General features: G+C 72.5%; 15 protein-coding genes and 1 pseudogene. 11 read left to right on the top strand and 5 right to left on the bottom strand.

Features of this window, described 5'->3' with window-relative positions; translation table 11 throughout:
• The 3 genes and pseudogenes from ACFCY1_RS32990 to ACFCY1_RS32980 form a co-directional block, all read left to right on the top strand.
• Window positions 1-203: pseudogene (locus tag ACFCY1_RS32990) on the top strand (hypothetical protein); the annotation flags it as partial.
• Window positions 204-270: 67 nt separating this feature from the next.
• Window positions 271-1,551, top strand: coding sequence for a glycosyltransferase family 39 protein (locus tag ACFCY1_RS32985; protein WP_117488307.1), 1,281 nt, complete (start codon window positions 271-273; stop codon window positions 1,549-1,551).
• A 63-nt stretch (window positions 1,552-1,614) separates the two neighbouring features.
• Entirely contained in the window at window positions 1,615-2,106 is a 492-nt protein-coding gene (locus ACFCY1_RS32980; protein ID WP_049650488.1) for a MarR family winged helix-turn-helix transcriptional regulator, read from the top strand.
• A 103-nt stretch (window positions 2,107-2,209) separates the two neighbouring features.
• Here ACFCY1_RS32980 and ACFCY1_RS32975 read toward each other — a convergent pair whose 3' ends face one another.
• Window positions 2,210-2,692 (bottom strand): hypothetical protein, encoded by a 483-nt coding sequence (locus ACFCY1_RS32975; RefSeq protein WP_074004012.1) that lies wholly within the window; start codon window positions 2,690-2,692, stop codon window positions 2,210-2,212.
• Between the two features lie 439 nt (window positions 2,693-3,131).
• Here ACFCY1_RS32975 and hemL point away from each other — a divergent pair, with 439 nt between their 5' ends.
• From hemL to ACFCY1_RS32940, 7 genes are all read left to right on the top strand, one after another.
• The gene (hemL, locus tag ACFCY1_RS32970) at window positions 3,132-4,460 is read left to right on the top strand and encodes a glutamate-1-semialdehyde 2,1-aminomutase (RefSeq protein ID WP_375876951.1); all 1,329 of its coding nucleotides are present in this window, start codon (window positions 3,132-3,134) and stop codon (window positions 4,458-4,460) included.
• 74 nt (window positions 4,461-4,534) lie between these two features.
• Entirely contained in the window at window positions 4,535-5,185 is a 651-nt protein-coding gene (locus tag ACFCY1_RS32965; protein WP_049650499.1) for a histidine phosphatase family protein, read from the top strand.
• A gap of 143 nt (window positions 5,186-5,328) precedes the next feature.
• Window positions 5,329-5,946 carry a TlpA disulfide reductase family protein gene (locus ACFCY1_RS32960; RefSeq protein ID WP_049650491.1) on the top strand — a complete coding sequence of 206 codons (618 nt, stop codon included), beginning with the start codon at window positions 5,329-5,331 and terminating at the stop codon, window positions 5,944-5,946.
• The gene (locus ACFCY1_RS32955; protein ID WP_234348286.1) at window positions 5,943-6,716 is read left to right on the top strand and encodes a cytochrome c biogenesis CcdA family protein; all 774 of its coding nucleotides are present in this window, start codon (window positions 5,943-5,945) and stop codon (window positions 6,714-6,716) included. Before ACFCY1_RS32960 ends, ACFCY1_RS32955 begins: the two co-directional genes overlap by 4 nt.
• A 2-nt stretch (window positions 6,717-6,718) precedes the next feature.
• Window positions 6,719-8,560 (top strand): cytochrome c biogenesis protein ResB, encoded by a 1,842-nt coding sequence (locus ACFCY1_RS32950; RefSeq protein WP_375876950.1) that lies wholly within the window; start codon window positions 6,719-6,721, stop codon window positions 8,558-8,560.
• A gap of 3 nt (window positions 8,561-8,563) precedes the next feature.
• Window positions 8,564-9,694 carry a c-type cytochrome biogenesis protein CcsB gene (gene ccsB, locus ACFCY1_RS32945; protein ID WP_074004010.1) on the top strand — a complete coding sequence of 377 codons (1,131 nt, stop codon included), beginning with the start codon at window positions 8,564-8,566 and terminating at the stop codon, window positions 9,692-9,694.
• Window positions 9,695-9,836: 142 nt separating this feature from the next.
• Window positions 9,837-10,223, top strand: a complete 387-nt coding sequence (locus tag ACFCY1_RS32940) for a hypothetical protein (protein WP_143204614.1) — start codon at window positions 9,837-9,839, stop codon at window positions 10,221-10,223.
• A 16-nt stretch (window positions 10,224-10,239) separates the two neighbouring features.
• Here the strand turns inward: ACFCY1_RS32940 and ACFCY1_RS32935 are convergent, their stop codons facing one another.
• The gene (locus ACFCY1_RS32935; protein WP_375876949.1) at window positions 10,240-11,421 is read right to left on the bottom strand and encodes a ScbA/BarX family gamma-butyrolactone biosynthesis protein; all 1,182 of its coding nucleotides are present in this window, start codon (window positions 11,419-11,421) and stop codon (window positions 10,240-10,242) included.
• Window positions 11,422-11,769: 348 nt separating this feature from the next.
• On the opposite strand from ACFCY1_RS32935, the gene ACFCY1_RS32930 reads away from it, so the two are divergent.
• Window positions 11,770-12,408 carry a ScbR family autoregulator-binding transcription factor gene (locus tag ACFCY1_RS32930; protein ID WP_074004008.1) on the top strand — a complete coding sequence of 213 codons (639 nt, stop codon included), beginning with the start codon at window positions 11,770-11,772 and terminating at the stop codon, window positions 12,406-12,408.
• A gap of 34 nt (window positions 12,409-12,442) precedes the next feature.
• Here ACFCY1_RS32930 and ACFCY1_RS32925 read toward each other — a convergent pair whose 3' ends face one another.
• The 3 genes from ACFCY1_RS32925 to ACFCY1_RS32915 all read right to left on the bottom strand — a co-directional run bounded on the left by ACFCY1_RS32925 (window position 12,443) and on the right by ACFCY1_RS32915 (window position 15,224).
• Window positions 12,443-13,054 carry a ScbR family autoregulator-binding transcription factor gene (locus ACFCY1_RS32925; RefSeq protein WP_049661418.1) on the bottom strand — a complete coding sequence of 204 codons (612 nt, stop codon included), beginning with the start codon at window positions 13,052-13,054 and terminating at the stop codon, window positions 12,443-12,445.
• A 263-nt stretch (window positions 13,055-13,317) separates the two neighbouring features.
• On the bottom strand, window positions 13,318-13,527 hold the full coding sequence (locus ACFCY1_RS32920) for an acyl-CoA carboxylase epsilon subunit (RefSeq protein WP_049651530.1): 210 nt from the start codon (window positions 13,525-13,527) through the stop codon (window positions 13,318-13,320).
• A 95-nt stretch (window positions 13,528-13,622) separates the two neighbouring features.
• On the bottom strand, window positions 13,623-15,224 hold the full coding sequence (locus tag ACFCY1_RS32915; RefSeq protein WP_049651531.1) for an acyl-CoA carboxylase subunit beta: 1,602 nt from the start codon (window positions 15,222-15,224) through the stop codon (window positions 13,623-13,625).
• Between the last annotated feature and the right edge of the window lie 341 nt (window positions 15,225-15,565).

Genomic DNA, 15,565 nt, shown 5'->3' with positions numbered 1-15,565 from the left:
CGGCCCCCACCCCCCCCTCGCACGCGACCCGCCCCCGGCGTTCCCCGCCCCCCCCGCCCTGGGCCCCCGCCCGCCCCCGCCCCCACCCGGGCGGCGGCGGCCGCGTGCACGACCGGGCCGGTGTGGTGCTCGGCACGGGTGGCGTGGTGCTGCGCGCCGGTCCGGAGGGCGCCAGGGGCCGTCGGTTCGGGGTCGTGCCGTAGGCTCACGGGAAAATCGTTGCGCCGGAGCCGCGCGGACCACGAGCGGGGCGGGGAGTACCCAGACCAGATGAGCACGGCATCGAGCACCGAGTCGTCCAGCACCCAGCCCGGAGCGCCCGGGGCGGCGCCCGCGGAGGCCCCCGAGGAACGGACGGGCCCGGCGTCCGGACGGTTCGGGGCACTGGTGGACCGCTTCGCGCCCGCGCTGGGCGCGTACGCGGTGGTCAAGGCCATCGGCCTGACCGTCTTCCTGCTGCTGCTCTCGCACACCGGCGACTACCTGAAGAAGCAGCCGGGCCGCGGCGGCGGCGCCCACGCCTGGGACGTGCTGGGCACCTGGGACGGCATCTGGTACCAGCGGATCGCCGAGAACGGGTACGACCCGCAGCTGATCCCGCTGCACGGCTTCCCGCTGGCCACCTACTACGAGAACTCGGCCGCCTTCTTCCCGCTCTACCCCTGGCTGATGCGGCTGGTCGGCGCCGTCACCGGGCTCGGCCCGTACGGCTCCGGGATCGTCGTCTCGGTGATCGCCTCGCTGGTCGCCGCGGCCGGGATCTTCGCCGTCGCCGAGCGGCTGGGCGGCTTCCGGGCGGGCGTGATCGCCGCGGTGCTCTGGGGCCTGTTCCCGGGCTCCGGCGTGGAGTGGGCGGTCTACTCGGACTCGCTGTTCGTCGCGCTGTCCGCCTGGGCCTGCTACTGCGTGATGACCCGCCGCTGGGTGGCGGCCGGCCTGCTGGCGCTGGTGGCGGGCCTCAACCGGCCGACCGCCGCCGCGCTGATCGCCGCCGTCTCGATCGCCGCGCTGGTCGCGCTGGTCCGCCGCACCGACGGGGTGGCCCGCCCGCTGACCGCGATGCTGATCACCCCGTGGGGCCTGATCGGCTACGTCGCCTGGGTCGGCTGGAAGATGGGCGACTGGGGCGGCTACTTCAAGCTCCAGCAGGGCGCCTGGAACCGCTACTTCGACGGCGGCGCCTCCACCCTGCGCACGATCATGGACGTGATCACCGGCCACTGGGACTTCTGGCAGTCCAACCCCGTCCCGGACCTGATCGCGATCGCCCTGCTGATCGCCCTGCCCGGCTTGCTGGTGCTGCTCTGGCGCACCCGGCCGCCGCTGGTGCTGTGGGTCTACACCGCGCTCACCATCATCACCGCGCTGAGCAGCAACCAGATCTTCGGCAACATCTCGCGCTACCTGCTGCCCGCCTTCCCGCTCTGCATCGGCCTGGCGGTGGCGCTGCGCAAGCTGCGGACCTCCTCGCTGGCCGGGCTGCTGGCCATGCCGGTCCTCGCGGCGGGCTGGTACGCGGGCTATGCGCTGTTCGAGTTGGGCATCCCGTAGACCCGGCGTTGGTTGGCAACGGGATCATCCGGCAGCAGACGGGCCGTTGCTAACCTCGGACGTATGACGACGACCCCGCCGCCCGTGCGCCAGATCCGCGACATCTCCGGGCTGATGGACCACGCGAGCCACGTGCTGGCCACCCGGATGGCGGCCGCCTTCACCGAGCTCGGGATCACCCCGCGCGCCTACTGCGTGCTGTTCCACGCGCGGGCGGGCGAGCGCACCCAGATCCAGCTGGCCGAGCTGGCGGACCTGGACAAGACGACCATGGTGGTCACCGTCGACGAGCTGGAGAAGGCGGGCCTGGCCGAGCGCCGCCCGTCCGCGACCGACCGGCGGGCCCGGATCGTCTCGGTCACCGAGGCGGGCGAGCGGGCCGTGGTGCGGGGCAGCGCGATCGCCGACCGGGTGCACCGCGAGCTGCTGGAGTCGCTGCCGCAGCCCGAGCGCGAGGTGTTCCTCTCGGCCCTGACCCACCTGGTGGACGGCCACCTCGCGGAGCCCGTCGAGGTCGAACGCACCGTCCGCCGCGCCCGCCGCTCCCGGGGATAGTCGCCGGAACCGACCGTCCGTCAACTCGCTTGAATACGACCGGTGTTCGAAGGGTCAGCCTGGATCCGGCCCGCGTTCGAACGGCGGACCGGACCCCGGGGTGCTACGGCCAGACCAGGCAGTACAGCTGGTGCCCGGCCTCGTGCAGCCGGTTGGCGAAGTCCTGCCACTCGTGCAGCATGCTGTAGATCACGAACGCGTCCCGCGGCCCGCGCCGGTCCGGCACGGTGGACCAGATGAAGGCGGCGGCGCCGAGCTCGGTCTCGTCGGCCTTGCGCAGCGGCTCGACGACGTTGTGGGGGAGCTGGACGACGGCGTAGTCGGGGTGCAGCACCACCAGTTCCAGCGGCGGCACCTGGTGCAGCGGGACACCCTGGATGCCGGTGAGCACCATGGCGCTCATCGTCTCCGGTTTGATCTTGGTGGAGAGGTGGCCGGTGGGGGAGCCGCTGGTCTCCATCAGGTCGCCGAGGCGGCCCAGTGCGCCGAGCTCGCCGGCCTCCAGACCGAGTCCGCCCGGCCCGAGGGCGGTGGGGACTCTGGCGGCCGTCGCGCGGTCCGGGGCTCCGAAGTACTTGTAGGTCACCCCCACGCGTCCCTCACCCCGCCTCTCACCGCCGCGACGACCACGACCCGTACCCGCTCCCGTACCCCCGCGTGCGGTCTCGGCGGGCCTGCGGGAGCCCCCCGCGGCCTCGTCGTAACCGTCCTGCGCCTCGGACACTCGGACCATCCTCACCGGAATTCGCCGGAATCGACAGACCCCCGCACGTCCGGCGCCCACCGGACGTGCTCCTTACCCGTCATGCGCCGCCGTACCCATTCGCGGTACGCGGCAGTCCTCTCCACACCCCTGCACACAGACCGGAGGTCCTGTGCACTCTGTGTACACAGTCTGACTGGTCCCCGGTCCGGTGAAGTCAGCGGCCCCTGCTGTACGGACAACCGTACAGACAACGGTGCCCGGATCATCGTTCCAGATGATCGGGTCGGACATGCAGAGCGTGAGGACACGATTTGAGACCATGTCTTTTGTGAGCTACCCCTACGAAGCCCCCCAGTCCCAGTCGCTGTTCGACCGCGCCTCCGTGGTGACGCCCGGCGGCGTCAACTCCCCGGTGCGCGCCTTCCGCGCGGTCGGCGGCACGCCGCGCTTCATGGTGTCCGGCACCGGTCCCTACCTCACCGACGCCGACGGCCGCGAGTACGTCGACCTGGTGTGCTCGTGGGGTCCGATGATCCTCGGCCACGCGCACCCCGCGGTGATCGACGCCGTCCAGCGGGCCGTCTCCCGCGGCACCTCCTTCGGCACCCCCGGCGAGGGCGAGGTCGAGCTGGCCGAGGAGATCGTCGCCCGGGTCGCCCCGGTCGAGCAGGTCCGCCTGGTCTCCTCCGGCACCGAGGCCACCATGTCCGCGATCCGGCTGGCCCGCGGCTTCACCGGCCGCGCGAAGGTGGTGAAGTTCGCCGGCTGCTACCACGGTCACGTGGACGCGCTGCTGGCCGCCGCCGGTTCCGGCGTGGCCACCTTCGGCCTGCCGGACACCCCGGGCGTCACCGGCGCCCAGGCCGGCGACACCATCGTGCTGCCGTACAACGACCTGGCCGCCGTCGAGCAGGCGTTCGCCGCCCACCCGGGCGAGATCGCCTGCGTGATCACCGAGGCCTCGCCCGGCAACATGGGCGTCGTCCCGCCGCTGCCCGGCTTCAACGGCGGCCTGGCCCGGCTCTGCCGGGAGAACGGCGCGCTGTTCATCTCCGACGAGGTGATGACCGGCTTCCGCGTCTCCAAGGCCGGCTGGTACGGCCTGGAGGCGGCGCACGAGGGCTGGGCGCCGGACCTGCTGACCTTCGGCAAGGTCATGGGCGGCGGCTTCCCGGCCGCGGCCTTCGGCGGCCGCGCCGACGTGATGGCGCACCTGGCCCCGGCCGGCCCGGTCTACCAGGCGGGCACCCTGTCCGGGAACCCGGTCGCCACCGCGGCGGGCCTGGCCCAGCTGCGCGGCTGCACCGACGAGGCGTACGCGACGGTGGACAAGGTCGCCGCCGAGGTCTCCGGCCTGGTCGCCGACGCGCTCGCCAAGGAGGGCGTCGCGCACCGGCTGCAGACCGCCGGGAACATGTTCTCGGTGTTCTTCACCGAGGCCCCGGTCACCGACTATGACGAGGCCAGGACCCAGGAGGCGTACCGTTTCACCGCCTTCTTCCACGCGATGCTGGCCGAGGGCGTCTACCTGCCGCCGTCCGCCTTCGAGTCCTGGTTCGTCTCGGCGGCCCACGACGAGCGGGCGATCGAGCGGATCGCCGCCGCCCTGCCGGCCGCCGCGCGCGCCGCTGCCGCCGCCACGGCCTGACCGCCGCGGCCCGTACCCCGATTCCCAGGAGTAGTCGAGAAGTGAGCGCCAAAGAGATCACCGTCGTCCACGTGATGCGGCACGGCGAGGTGCACAACCCGGAGGGCGTCCTGTACGGGCGCCTGCCGGACTACCACCTGTCCGAGCTGGGCCGGAAGATGGCCGAGCGGGTCGCCGAGGACCTGGCCGACCGGGACGTCACCCACGTGGTGGCCTCCCCGCTGGAGCGGGCCCAGGAGACCGCCGCGCCGATCGCCGAGGCGCACGGCCTGGACATCGCGGTGGACGCGCGGCTGATCGAGGCGGAGAACGTCTTCGAGGGCAAGACCTTCGGGGTCGGCGACGGTTCGCTGCGGAACCCGGGCTACTGGAAGTACCTCACCAACCCGTTCAAGCCGTCCTGGGGCGAGCCGTACCTCGACCAGGCGGTGCGGATGATGGGCGCGATCGGCGCGGCCCGGGACGCCGCGCGCGGGCACGAGGCGGTCTGCGTCAGCCACCAGCTGCCGATCTGGATCCTCCGCTCCTTCGCCGAGCGCCGCCGGCTCTGGCACGACCCGCGCAACCGGCAGTGCTCGCTGGCCTCGCTGACCAGCTTCACCTTCGAGGGCGACCGGATCGTCTCGGTCGGCTACCGCGAGCCGGCCCGCGACCTGCTGCCCGCGCACCTGGTGGGCAAGGGCCGCAAGGGCGACAAGCCGGTGGGCAAGAGCTTCGGCGCCTAGCCTCCCGTAAGCGGCGTGTAAGTATGACTTCGGGTCACCCGGCGACTGCCGGGTGACCCGATTTCGTCGCAGGTCAGAAGGGGTGCGACGCGCAAGGGAGGACCCCGGCGAACCGGCCCGGAACTCCATGCGAAACTTTTCACATGTCTGCCATGACGCGCCCCCGTCCCCGTGTCGCCGCAGCAGCCGCCGCCACCGTCGCCGCCGCTGCGCTCGCCCTCACCGGCTGTTCCTCCTCGGGCTCGTCGGGCGGCGGCGAGGGCCAGGTCGGCTTCGTCACGGTCAAGGGCACCAACCTGTCGAAGGCGGACGCCGGGAAGCGCGGGGACGCGCCGGACATCTCCGGGGACACCCTGGAGGGCACCCCGGCCAAGCTCTCCGACTACCGGGGCAAGGTCGTCGTGCTGAACGTCTGGGGCTCCTGGTGCGGCCCGTGCCGGGCCGAGGCCAAGAGCCTCCAGAACGTCTCGGAGAAGTACAAGGACCAGGGCGTCCAGTTCCTCGGCATCAACACCCGGGACACCGAGAAGCAGAACGCCGTCCGCTTCGAGCAGGAGCAGGGCGTCACCTACCCGAGCCTCTTCGACCCGGCCGGCACCCAGCTGCTCAAGTTCCCCAAGGGCAGCCTCAACCCGCAGTCCATCCCGACCACCCTGATCGTCGACCGGGACGGCAAGCTGGCCGCCCGCGCCGTCGGCGGCACCACCGAGGACGCGCTGGAGTCGATCCTCCAGCCGGTGGTCGCGGAGCAGAAGCAGTGAGCCTGCCGCAACAACTCGCCGACAACACCGGGACCCTCCAGAGCGGAGCGCTGCTGGTCGCCGCGCCGATCGCGCTGGCGGCCGGACTGGTGTCGTTCTTCTCGCCCTGCGTGCTGCCGCTCGTCCCCGGCTACCTGTCGTACGTGACCGGCTTCTCCGCCGCCGACCTCGCGGACGCGCGCGGCGCGCGGCGCGGCCGGATGCTGCTCGGGGCGACGCTGTTCATCCTCGGCTTCACCGCCGTGTTCGTCTCGGGCGGGGCGCTGTTCGGGCAGTTCGGCGACACCCTCCAGGAGCACAAGCGGGTCATCTCGATCGTGCTCGGGGCGGTGACGATCGTGATGGGCCTCGCCTTCATGGGCCTCGTCCCCGGTCTGAGCATGCGCGAGGTGCGCTCCCACCGCCGTCCGTCGGTCGGCCTGCTCGGCGCGCCGCTGCTGGGCGTGGTCTTCGGCGTCGGCTGGACCCCCTGCATCGGCCCGACCCTGGCGACCGTCCAGAACCTCGCCCTGAACCAGGCCGACGCCGCGCGCGGCGCCCTGCTGATGACCTTCTACTGCCTGGGCCTCGGCGTACCGTTCATCGTGGCCGCGCTGGCCTTCCGCCGGGCGCTGGGCGCCTTCGGCTGGGTCAAGCGGCACTACCCGCTCGTCATGAGGATCGGCGGCGGCATGCTCGTCGCGGTCGGTCTGCTGCTCGTCACCGGGATCTGGGACTCGATGCTGAGCCAGCTGCAGTCCTGGACCGCCGACTTCCAGATCGGAATCTGACCGTGAGCAACACCACGACCGAGACCGAGCAGCCCCCGGCGCCGGACGACGTCGCCGCCGAGCGGCTCAGCACCGCGCCGGTCGAGTCCGACGGACCGACCGGCATAGGGGCGTTCGGCTGGGCGCGCTGGATGTGGCGCCAGCTGACCTCGATGCGGGTCGCCCTGATCCTGCTCTTCCTGCTGTCGCTGGCCGCCATCCCCGGCTCGCTGATCCCGCAGTACCAGAACGGCCAGGGCCAGCTGAAGGTCGAGGCCTGGAAGGCGCAGCACGCCACGGTCGCGCCGATCTACGAGAAGCTCCAGCTGTTCGACGTCTACAGCTCGGTCTGGTTCTCCGCGATCTACATCCTGCTGTTCGTGTCGCTGGCCGGCTGCATCGTCCCGCGCACCTGGCAGTTCGTCGGCGTGCTGCGCTCCCAGCCGCCGGCCGCGCCGCGCAACCTGACCCGGATGCCGGTCCACGCGGCCTGGCGCACCGAGGCGGACGCCGACGCGGTGAACGCCGCCGCGCACCGGCTGCTGCGCAAGCGCGGCTTCCGCGCCCACCTGTCCGGCGGCGCGGTGGCGGCCGAGAAGGGCTACCTGCGCGAGGTCGGCAACCTGCTGTTCCACCTGTCGCTGTTCGCGCTGCTCGGCGGCTTCGCCTGGGCCAGCCTGGCCTCGGGCACCGGCGGCAAGCTGATGGTCCAGGGCGAGGGCTACTCCAACACCATCACCCAGCTCGACGACTTCAACGGCACCCGGTTCTACGGCAACCAGGACCTCGACCCCTTCTACCTGAAGCTGGACAGCTTCACCTCGAAGTTCCAGACCAAGGGCGACCAGATCGGCGCCGCCCGGCAGTTCACCGCGAACGTCGAGTACTACGAGGGCAGCGACCAGTCGAAGCTGAAGAAGTCGACGATCGAGGTCAACCACCCGCTGGAGATCGGCGGCAGCAAGGTCTACCTGATCGGCCACGGCTACGCCCCGTTCGTCAGCGTCAAGAACGGCAAGGGCGAGGTCGTCTACCGCGGCGCCGTCCCGTTCCTGCCGCAGGACGGCAACCTGACCTCCACCGGTGTCGTGAAGGTCTCCGACTACGGCGTGGGCCCCGACGGCAACAAGACCCAGATGGGCTTCTCCGGCTTCTTCCTGCCGACCGCCCCGCTGAGCTTCGAGGGCACCGGCCCGGTCTCGCTGTTCCCCGGTGACGCCGAGCCCGAACTGGTGCTGAACGCCTTCGCGGGCGACCTCGGCACCGACTCCGGCCTGCCGCAGAACGTCTACCAGCTCAACACCCGCAAGCTCACCCAGCTCACCCAGGACGGCCAGCCGGCCAAGGCCCGGCTCAAGCCCGGCCAGGCCTGGGACCTGCCCGACGGCTACGGCTCGGTGACCTTCGAGGGCTACAAGCAGTGGGCCAGCTTCAACATCTCGCACCGTCCGGGCAACGCGATCGCCCTGAGCGGCGGCGTGCTCGCGATCCTCGGCCTGATCGGCTCGCTGTTCATCCAGCGCCGCCGGATCTGGGTGCGGGCGGTCGCCCTGCCGGGCGGCGGCACCCAGGTGGAGCTGGCCGGCCTGGCCCGCAGCGAGTCGGCGAAGATCGCCGAGGAGCTGGCGGAGCTCGCGGTCGACCTCCAGGACGACGCTCCCGCCTCCGAGGACGAGGACGACGACGCCCCGGCCTCCGAAGGTGAGGACGGCACTCCGGCCTCCGCGGACGAGGACGGCACTCCGGCCTCCGCGGGCGAGGACGCCGACACCGAAACGGACGTACCCGAGGAGACCGGGACCCCCACAGTCCCGGCGGCCTCCCCGGAACCCGCAGTCCCTGCCGACCAGAACTCCAAGGAGTAGACGGTGCATCTCGCCTCGGCGGTCGACCCACAGCTGGCCGACCTCTCCAACAAGCTGATCTATTCGGCGATGGTGGTCTACACCCTCGCCATGTTCGCCCACATGATCGAGTGGACCTTCGGCAGCAAGGGCGCCGTCGCCGTCCGCTCGACCGAACAGGCGGGCAGCCTGGGCGAGACCGTCGCCGCGGCGGACAGGAAGGCCGCGAAGAAGGTCACCGTCACGGTGGCCGGGGCCGGCGGCGGCACCACGACGCTCACCCGCACCGCGATCGCGGGCGAGGGCGCGACGGTGGTCACCACCGGGCGCGGCGCCGAGGAGGAGGACGGCCCGGGCGCGGCCGGCACCAGCGTGCGGGCCGACCTGGCCGGCCGGATCGCCGTCTCGCTCACCGTGCTGGCGCTGGCGCTGCACGGCGGCGGCATCATCACCCGCGGCCTGTCGGTCTCCCGCTGGCCGTGGGGCAACATGTACGAGTTCTCCTGCGCCTTCGCCTTCGCGATGACGGCCGCGTACCTGGTGCTGCTGGCCGCGAAGAAGAAGGTCCGCTGGCTCGGCCTGCCGGTCGTGCTCGCGGTGCTGCTCACCCTCGGCATCGCCACCACGGTGCTGTACACCGACTCCGAGCAGCTCGTCCCGGCGCTGCACTCGCCGTGGCTGGCGATCCACGTCTCCACCGCGATCTTCTGCGGCGGCGCCTTCTACGCGGCGTTCATCGCCACGCTGCTGTACCTCGGCAAGGAGTCCTTCGAGAAGCGGACGGCGGCCGGCCTCACCACCGGCCCGCTGGGCACCTCGGCCTCGATCTGGCGCCGGCTGCCCGCCGCGTCCACCTTCGACAAGCTGTCCTACCGGATCAACGCCCTGGTCTTCCCGCTGTGGACGTTCACCATCATCGCGGGCGCGATCTGGGCCGAGGCGGCCTGGGGCAAGTACTGGGAGTGGGACCCGAAGGAGACCTGGTCGTTCATCACCTGGGTCGCCTACGCCTGCTACCTGCACGCCCGTGCGACGGCCGGCTGGAAGGGCCGCAAGGCCGCCTACCTGGCGCTGGCGGCGTTCGCCTGCTGGCTCTTCAACTACTACGGGGTGAACATCTTCGTCACCGGAAAGCACTCCTACGCGGGGATCTGACCGGGGCACACGATCACCCACCGGCCCGGCTCTCTCCCACAGGTAGCCGGGCCGATGTGTGAAACGGGGTAGTGCGCGCCGGCCGCCGGCCGGTGCGAGAGGGAACTGAGGAGGAAATCGCGCAATGGAGTGCGACGAGGTCATGCTGACCGTCCGAATCACCGCCGCCGAGCGCACGCTGCTCCGCAGGCTCGCCCAGGGACACCGGAGCGACGTGTCGGAGGTGGTGTCCGACGCGCTGCTGGACATCATCCCGACGCTCAGCGCGCCGGGGGACGCCTACCGGTTGCTGGGGGCGCTGGCCGTGCCCGCGCCGTGCGCCCTGACGGTGTGGCTGCCGACCCCGCTGGCCGATCTGCTGGTGCCGGGCGCGGCCCGGATCGCGCAGATCACCGACGTCCGGGTCGAGTCGGCCAGCGCGGCCCTGGGCGCGGCGCTGCGGCTCTGGCTGTCCCAGGACCCGGTCCGGCTGGCGACCAACCTCAGCGTGATGCACGCGGGCCGGCCGGCCGCCCTGGTGGCCGCCTGACGGGCCCGGGGCGTCCCTAACTCGCCAGCGGCAGCCGGGCGCCCCCGAGGCCCGGCAGGGGAGGGCCGGGTACGGCGGGGCCCGGGACGGCGGGGCGGCCGTCGTAGGCGTCCCGCCGGACCGGCACCCCCGGGCCCTCGGCCGGTCCGTCCACCGGCACGGTGAGCAGCAGGCACTCGGCCGCCGTCCGGCCGTCCTGGAGCAGCTCGACCCGTACCGCGAGCCGCCCGTCCGCCGCGGCCGGCCCCTCGGCCGGCCCGGGGGCCGGTTCGGGGGCGGCCCGGACGAAGCAGGGCCGGTCCAGCTCGATGTAGTGGTCGAAGGAGGTCACCAGCTCGACCGGGACCACCGGCTCGGGGTGGCGCAGCCGCTGGGCGGCCTGCCGGGCGGCCTCCAGCACCAGCATCCCGGGCACGTGGTCCAGCTCGTGGTCGAACAGCACCGGGTGGGTGGCGTCGGCGCGCAGCAGCCAGGTGTCCGGCGCCAGGGTCGGGCTGAGCACCACGTCCGCGGGCTGTGCGCGGCCGACCAGCTCGGGCGCGGCGGGTGCCGGCGGGCGCGGCGGGAGGGTGCGCCGCGCGGGGCCGCGCAGCCGGGCGTACGAGGCGGGGGAGACCACCCGCAGCCGTCCGCTGCCGCGGCCGATCGGCCGGCCGTCCCGGGTGACGTCGACGCAGACCCGGAGCGAGGCGAGCTCGCCGTGCCGCATCCGGACGTCCTCGCAGCCGACGGCCAGCATCAGCGAGGCGGGGCCGGCGGTGACGGCGAGGCCCGGCAGGCCGGTCCCGTCGAGCGCGTAGGAGAGGTCCTCCATCATGAAGTGGTGGCCGCGCGGCACCCCGAACCCGGCGTGGCCGATCAGCAGCCCGGTCTGCCGGATCGTTTCGGCCAGCAGCACCGGGTCGTGGTAGCGGTCCCCGGGCAGCCGGTAGAAGCCGTGCAGCCGGGGCCACTGGGCGCCGAGCAGGAAGTCGTACGGGCCGGTGGCCTGCCAGCCGGTGAGGAACACCTCGGACACCGAGGCGCGGTGCACCAGGTGCCGGGAGACGGTCCGGTCGTGGAAGTCGTAGCCGGTGGCGGGACCGTGGTGGAAGTCGTGGCCGGTGGTGGGGCCGTCGTCGAACCCGAAGCCGCCGGCGCTGCCCGGGCCGGGGTGGGCGTACGGATCGTGCGGGTCCGGCTCTACGATCGATGGCATGACGGGCCCCCGCTTCAGGGTGTCGGTCGGAGCGGCCGCCACGGCCGTCCGAGCAAAACATACATACCACCCGGTTTGTGTTCGGCGGCTGGGGTGCCCAGGCCGAACGCTCCGGCCCGGCCACGCTACCTGCCCCCTGGGCTGCGGGAATGCCCGTTCGGGAGGCCTCGGACCATCGGTGGGGGGCCGTCCCCGCTGGACGGCGGGGGCGAAGCAAGCGCTAGATTAGATACCAACCATGCGGTTTCGGAGGGTGCCGTCCGCATGCGAGCGCCGCCCCCGCAGGGGCCGTGCCGACAGCAGCCGGGTGGGGCGGGGATCGCGCCCGGCCGAGTCCGGAGGGGGCCAGTGGTCAAGCAGGAGCGGGCTGGGCGGACCCGGCGGGCCGTACTGCTCGCCGCCGCGGAGACCTTCGCGCGGGTGGGCTTCGAGGCCGCCAGCCTGGTCGACATCAGCCGCCGGGCCGGGGTGAGCAAGGGGGCCCTCTACTTCCACTTCGTGTCCAAGCAGGCCCTCGCCGACGGGGTGCGCCGCGCCTCCGGGCGGGAGGTCGGCTCGGCCGCGCTGCGCGCGCTGCGGGCCGACGGCCCGGCCCTCCAGGGGCTGATCGACTTCTCGCACGAGCTGGCCCGGATGCTGCGCGAGGACGTGGTGGTGCGGGCCGGCGTCCGGCTCGGCCGCCAGGGCCCGCGCCGGGACGGCGCCCAGGAGGGGCCGGACGGCCCGCCCGTGGCCTCCGACGTCGCCTGGCGCAGCCTCACCGCCGTCGTCCACCGGCTGCTGGACCGCGCCGCCGAGGCCGGCGAGCTGCGCCCCGGAGTGGACCGGCGGGCCGCCGCCGAACTGCTCACCGCGGTGGCGGCCGGCCAGGTGCTGCTCGCGGGCGAGGAGACCGGCCGGCCCGGTCCTGAGGCGGTGAGCCGGCTCTGGACGGCCGCGCTGCCGGCCCTGGTGACGGCGGAGCGCCGGGCGGGCTACCGGGTCTGACCGGCCCCGGCCCCGGGGCTCCCGGAGTCGGGGCTCAGGCGCGCTCGGCGACGCTCAGCCGGGCGAGCGCGTGCGGCTGGACCAGGCCGGGCAGCAGCAGCGTCCAGAGGTCGGACAGCCGCTGGATCAGGTCCTGCCGGTCGGCCAGCACCTGGGAGCTCAGCTGGATGCCGGTGACGGCCCCGGTGATCACCCCGGCGGCCGCGGTCAGGTCGACCCCCGGGTGGAGGTCGCCGGCCTCTCGGGCGTGCTCCAGCAGGACGCGGACGGTGTCCATCCAGCCCTGGTAGGCCGCGAGCTGCGGCTGGGTGAAGCTGCCGTGCTCGATCGTCAGCCGGATGCTGCCGCGCACCAGCGGGTCGGTCTGGAGCGCGCGGGCGAAGGCGTACCCGAGGTCGATCAGGTTCTGCACCGGGCTGTCCGAGGCCGGTGTCCAGCCGGAGATGAAGACGCCCTGTCCCTCGATGACGGCGAGCGCCAGCTCCTCCTTGGAGCGGAAGTGGAAGTACAGCGCGCCCTTGGTGACGCCGGCGCGGTCCAGGATCTCGGACATCGTGGCGGCGGCGTAGCCCCGCTCGTCGAACACCTCGGCCGCCGCGACGAGTACCGTCTGGCGGGTCGCCAGCGCGCGGGCCTGCCTGGCCATCGCAGCCTCCCTGGAAAGTTCTGGTCTCGGCAGCGGCCGATCCTATGGGGGCGGACGGGGCGGCGGACGCATACCGTCCAGTAGGCATCCTACCGAGCCCGCCGCGGGCCCCTCCGGCCCCGGCCGACCGGGCGGGAGCACCGCCGACGCGGCCCCGGACCAGCGCCGACGCGGCTCCGGACGAAGCCCGAGGCGGCCCGGGCAACGCCGGACGGCCGGTCACCCGAGCGGGGTGACCGGCCGTCGGCACGGGCCGTGGGCCGTCAGGCCGCCTGCTGCCAGCTGAACGGCGAGTAGTACGCCGGGCGGCGCTCCAGGCGCTGCCAGTTGGCGATCGGCTCGATCGGCGCGGCGGCGGCGGCCTGCTGCGCGACGGCGGCGCGCGCGGCGAGGACGGCGGTCAGGGCGGCGAGTTCCTCGTCGGTGAGGCTGCCGCGGACGATGCGGACGAGGGGTTCGGCGGAAGCGGTCATGTCCTGGTTTCTCCCCCGGGTGGCTGCGGTCTGAGGTGGTGGCGCGTCGGTGCGGGCTGCTGCTGAGGTGCGGGCTGTCGCGGCGGTGCGCGCCACTACATCGGCGGGTTGCCGTGCTTGCGGCTGGGCAGGTCGGCGTGCTTGGTGCGGAGCATGGCCAGGGCGGAAGCGATCACCTGGCGGGTCTCGGCCGGGTCGATGACGTCGTCCACGAGGCCGCGCTCGGCCGCGTAGTACGGGTGCATCAGCTCGTTCTTGTATTCCTTGATCTTCTGGGCGCGCATGGCGTCCGGGTCCTCGGCGGCGTTGATCTCGCGCCGGAAGATGACGTTGGCCGCGCCCTCGGCGCCCATCACGGCGATCTCGTTGGTCGGCCAGGCGTACGACAGGTCGGCGCCGATCGAGCGGGAGTCCATCACGATGTACGCGCCGCCGTAGGCCTTGCGCAGGATCAGCGAGATGCGCGGCACGGTGGCGTTGCAGTACGCGTACAGCAGCTTGGCGCCGTGGCGGATGATGCCGCCGTGCTCCTGGTCGACGCCGGGCAGGAAGCCGGGGACGTCGAGCAGGGTGACCAGCGGGATGTTGAAGGCGTCGCACATCTGGACGAAGCGGGCGGCCTTCTCGCTCGCGTTGATGTCCAGCACGCCGGCCAGCGACTGCGGCTGGTTGGCGATGATGCCGACGACGTGGCCGTCGATCCGGGCGAGCACGCAGAGCACGTTGGTGGCCCAGCGCTCGTGGACCTCCAGGTACTCGCCGTGGTCGACGATCTCCTCGATCACCTTGCGCATGTCGTACGGGCGGTTGCCGTCGGCGGGCACCAGGTCCAGCAGGCTGTCGTTGCGGCGCTGGACCGGGTCCTCGGTCACCACGGACGGCGGCATCTCGCGGTTGTTCTGCGGCAGCAGCGACAGGAGGTAGCGGACCTCCTCGATGCAGGACTGCTCGTCGTCGTAGACGAAGTGCGAGACGCCGGAGACGCCGGCGTGCACGTCGGCGCCGCCGAGGCCGTTCTGGCTGATCTTCTCGCCGGTGACCGCCTGGACCACGTCCGGGCCGGTGATGAACATCTGCGAGGTCTCGCGGACCATGAAGACGAAGTCGGTCAGCGCGGGGGAGTACGCGGCGCCGCCGGCGCACGGGCCGAGCATCACCGAGATCTGCGGGATGACGCCGGACGCCTTGGTGTTGCGCTGGAAGATGCCGCCGTAGCCGGCCAGGGCGGTGACGCCCTCCTGGATGCGGGCGCCGGCGCCGTCGTTCAGCGAGACCAGCGGGGCACCGGCCGCGATGGCCATGTCCATGATCTTGTGGATCTTCTGGGCGTGGGCCTCGCCCAGCGCGCCGCCGAAGATCCGGAAGTCGTGCGCGTACGTGAAGACGGTGCGCCCGTGGACGGTGCCCCAGCCGACGATCACGCCGTCGGTGTGCGGCTTCTTGGCCTCCAGGCCGAAGCCCTGGGCGCGGTGCCGGCGAAACGGCTCGACCTCCTGGAAGGAGCCCTCGTCCAGCAGCAGCTCGATGCGCTCGCGCGCGGTCAGCTTGCCCTTGGCGTGCTGGGCCTCGGTGGCCTTGTCGCTGGGGCCGCGGCGGACCTTCTCGCGCAGCTCGTGCAGCTCGGCGACCCGCCCGCGGGCGTCGGCCGGGACCTCGGGGACCTCGCCGTCGACCGGCGCCTCATGCACAACCGTCATCTCGAACCACTCCAAGGGTGAGGGAACTGTCCGACAGCCAACGTCTGCTGTGCCCCCGGCTGCGAATCACTTTCTTCACTTATGACTGTACGAGGGGCCGTGCGCTGGTTTCGGCGTCGATTCCGTACAAGGTCGAGTTCGTTTAGCTGTCAGGCCTGGACAGAAGCGGTCGGATCGTTGACTGAGCGCTCGGTGTTCATTCGGATACCGGGGGTTGTCGGACAGATGATGGTCCGATGATCTGAGCATGAAGGAAAGCGCAGGTCAGGGCCGTCTCCCAGTACAGTAGGCCGGTCCTCTTGGGCTCCGCTCAAGGTCCGCTCAAGCCCGGCGGGCAGGGG

This window comes from Kitasatospora sp. NPDC056273 (genome assembly GCF_042268845.1).
In the GTDB taxonomy this organism is placed as follows: Bacteria; Actinomycetota; Actinomycetes; order Streptomycetales; family Streptomycetaceae; genus Kitasatospora.
This window is presented reverse-complemented; position numbering and strand designations above follow the sequence as displayed.

Coding starts and splice junctions, on each gene's coding strand:
- ACFCY1_RS32985 (WP_117488307.1), top strand. CDS start 271: ATGAGCACGGCATCGAGCACCGAGTCGTCCAGCACCCAGCCCGGAGCG.
- ACFCY1_RS32980 (WP_049650488.1), top strand. CDS start 1,615: ATGACGACGACCCCGCCGCCCGTGCGCCAGATCCGCGACATCTCCGGG.
- hemL (WP_375876951.1), top strand. CDS start 3,132: ATGTCTTTTGTGAGCTACCCCTACGAAGCCCCCCAGTCCCAGTCGCTG.
- ACFCY1_RS32965 (WP_049650499.1), top strand. CDS start 4,535: ATGCGGCACGGCGAGGTGCACAACCCGGAGGGCGTCCTGTACGGGCGC.
- ACFCY1_RS32960 (WP_049650491.1), top strand. CDS start 5,329: ATGTCTGCCATGACGCGCCCCCGTCCCCGTGTCGCCGCAGCAGCCGCC.
- ACFCY1_RS32940 (WP_143204614.1), top strand. CDS start 9,837: ATGCTGACCGTCCGAATCACCGCCGCCGAGCGCACGCTGCTCCGCAGG.
- ACFCY1_RS32935 (WP_375876949.1), bottom strand. CDS start 11,421: ATGCCATCGATCGTAGAGCCGGACCCGCACGATCCGTACGCCCACCCC.
- ACFCY1_RS32925 (WP_049661418.1), bottom strand. CDS start 13,054: ATGGCCAGGCAGGCCCGCGCGCTGGCGACCCGCCAGACGGTACTCGTC.
- ACFCY1_RS32920 (WP_049651530.1), bottom strand. CDS start 13,527: ATGACCGCTTCCGCCGAACCCCTCGTCCGCATCGTCCGCGGCAGCCTC.
- ACFCY1_RS32915 (WP_049651531.1), bottom strand. CDS start 15,224: ATGACGGTTGTGCATGAGGCGCCGGTCGACGGCGAGGTCCCCGAGGTC.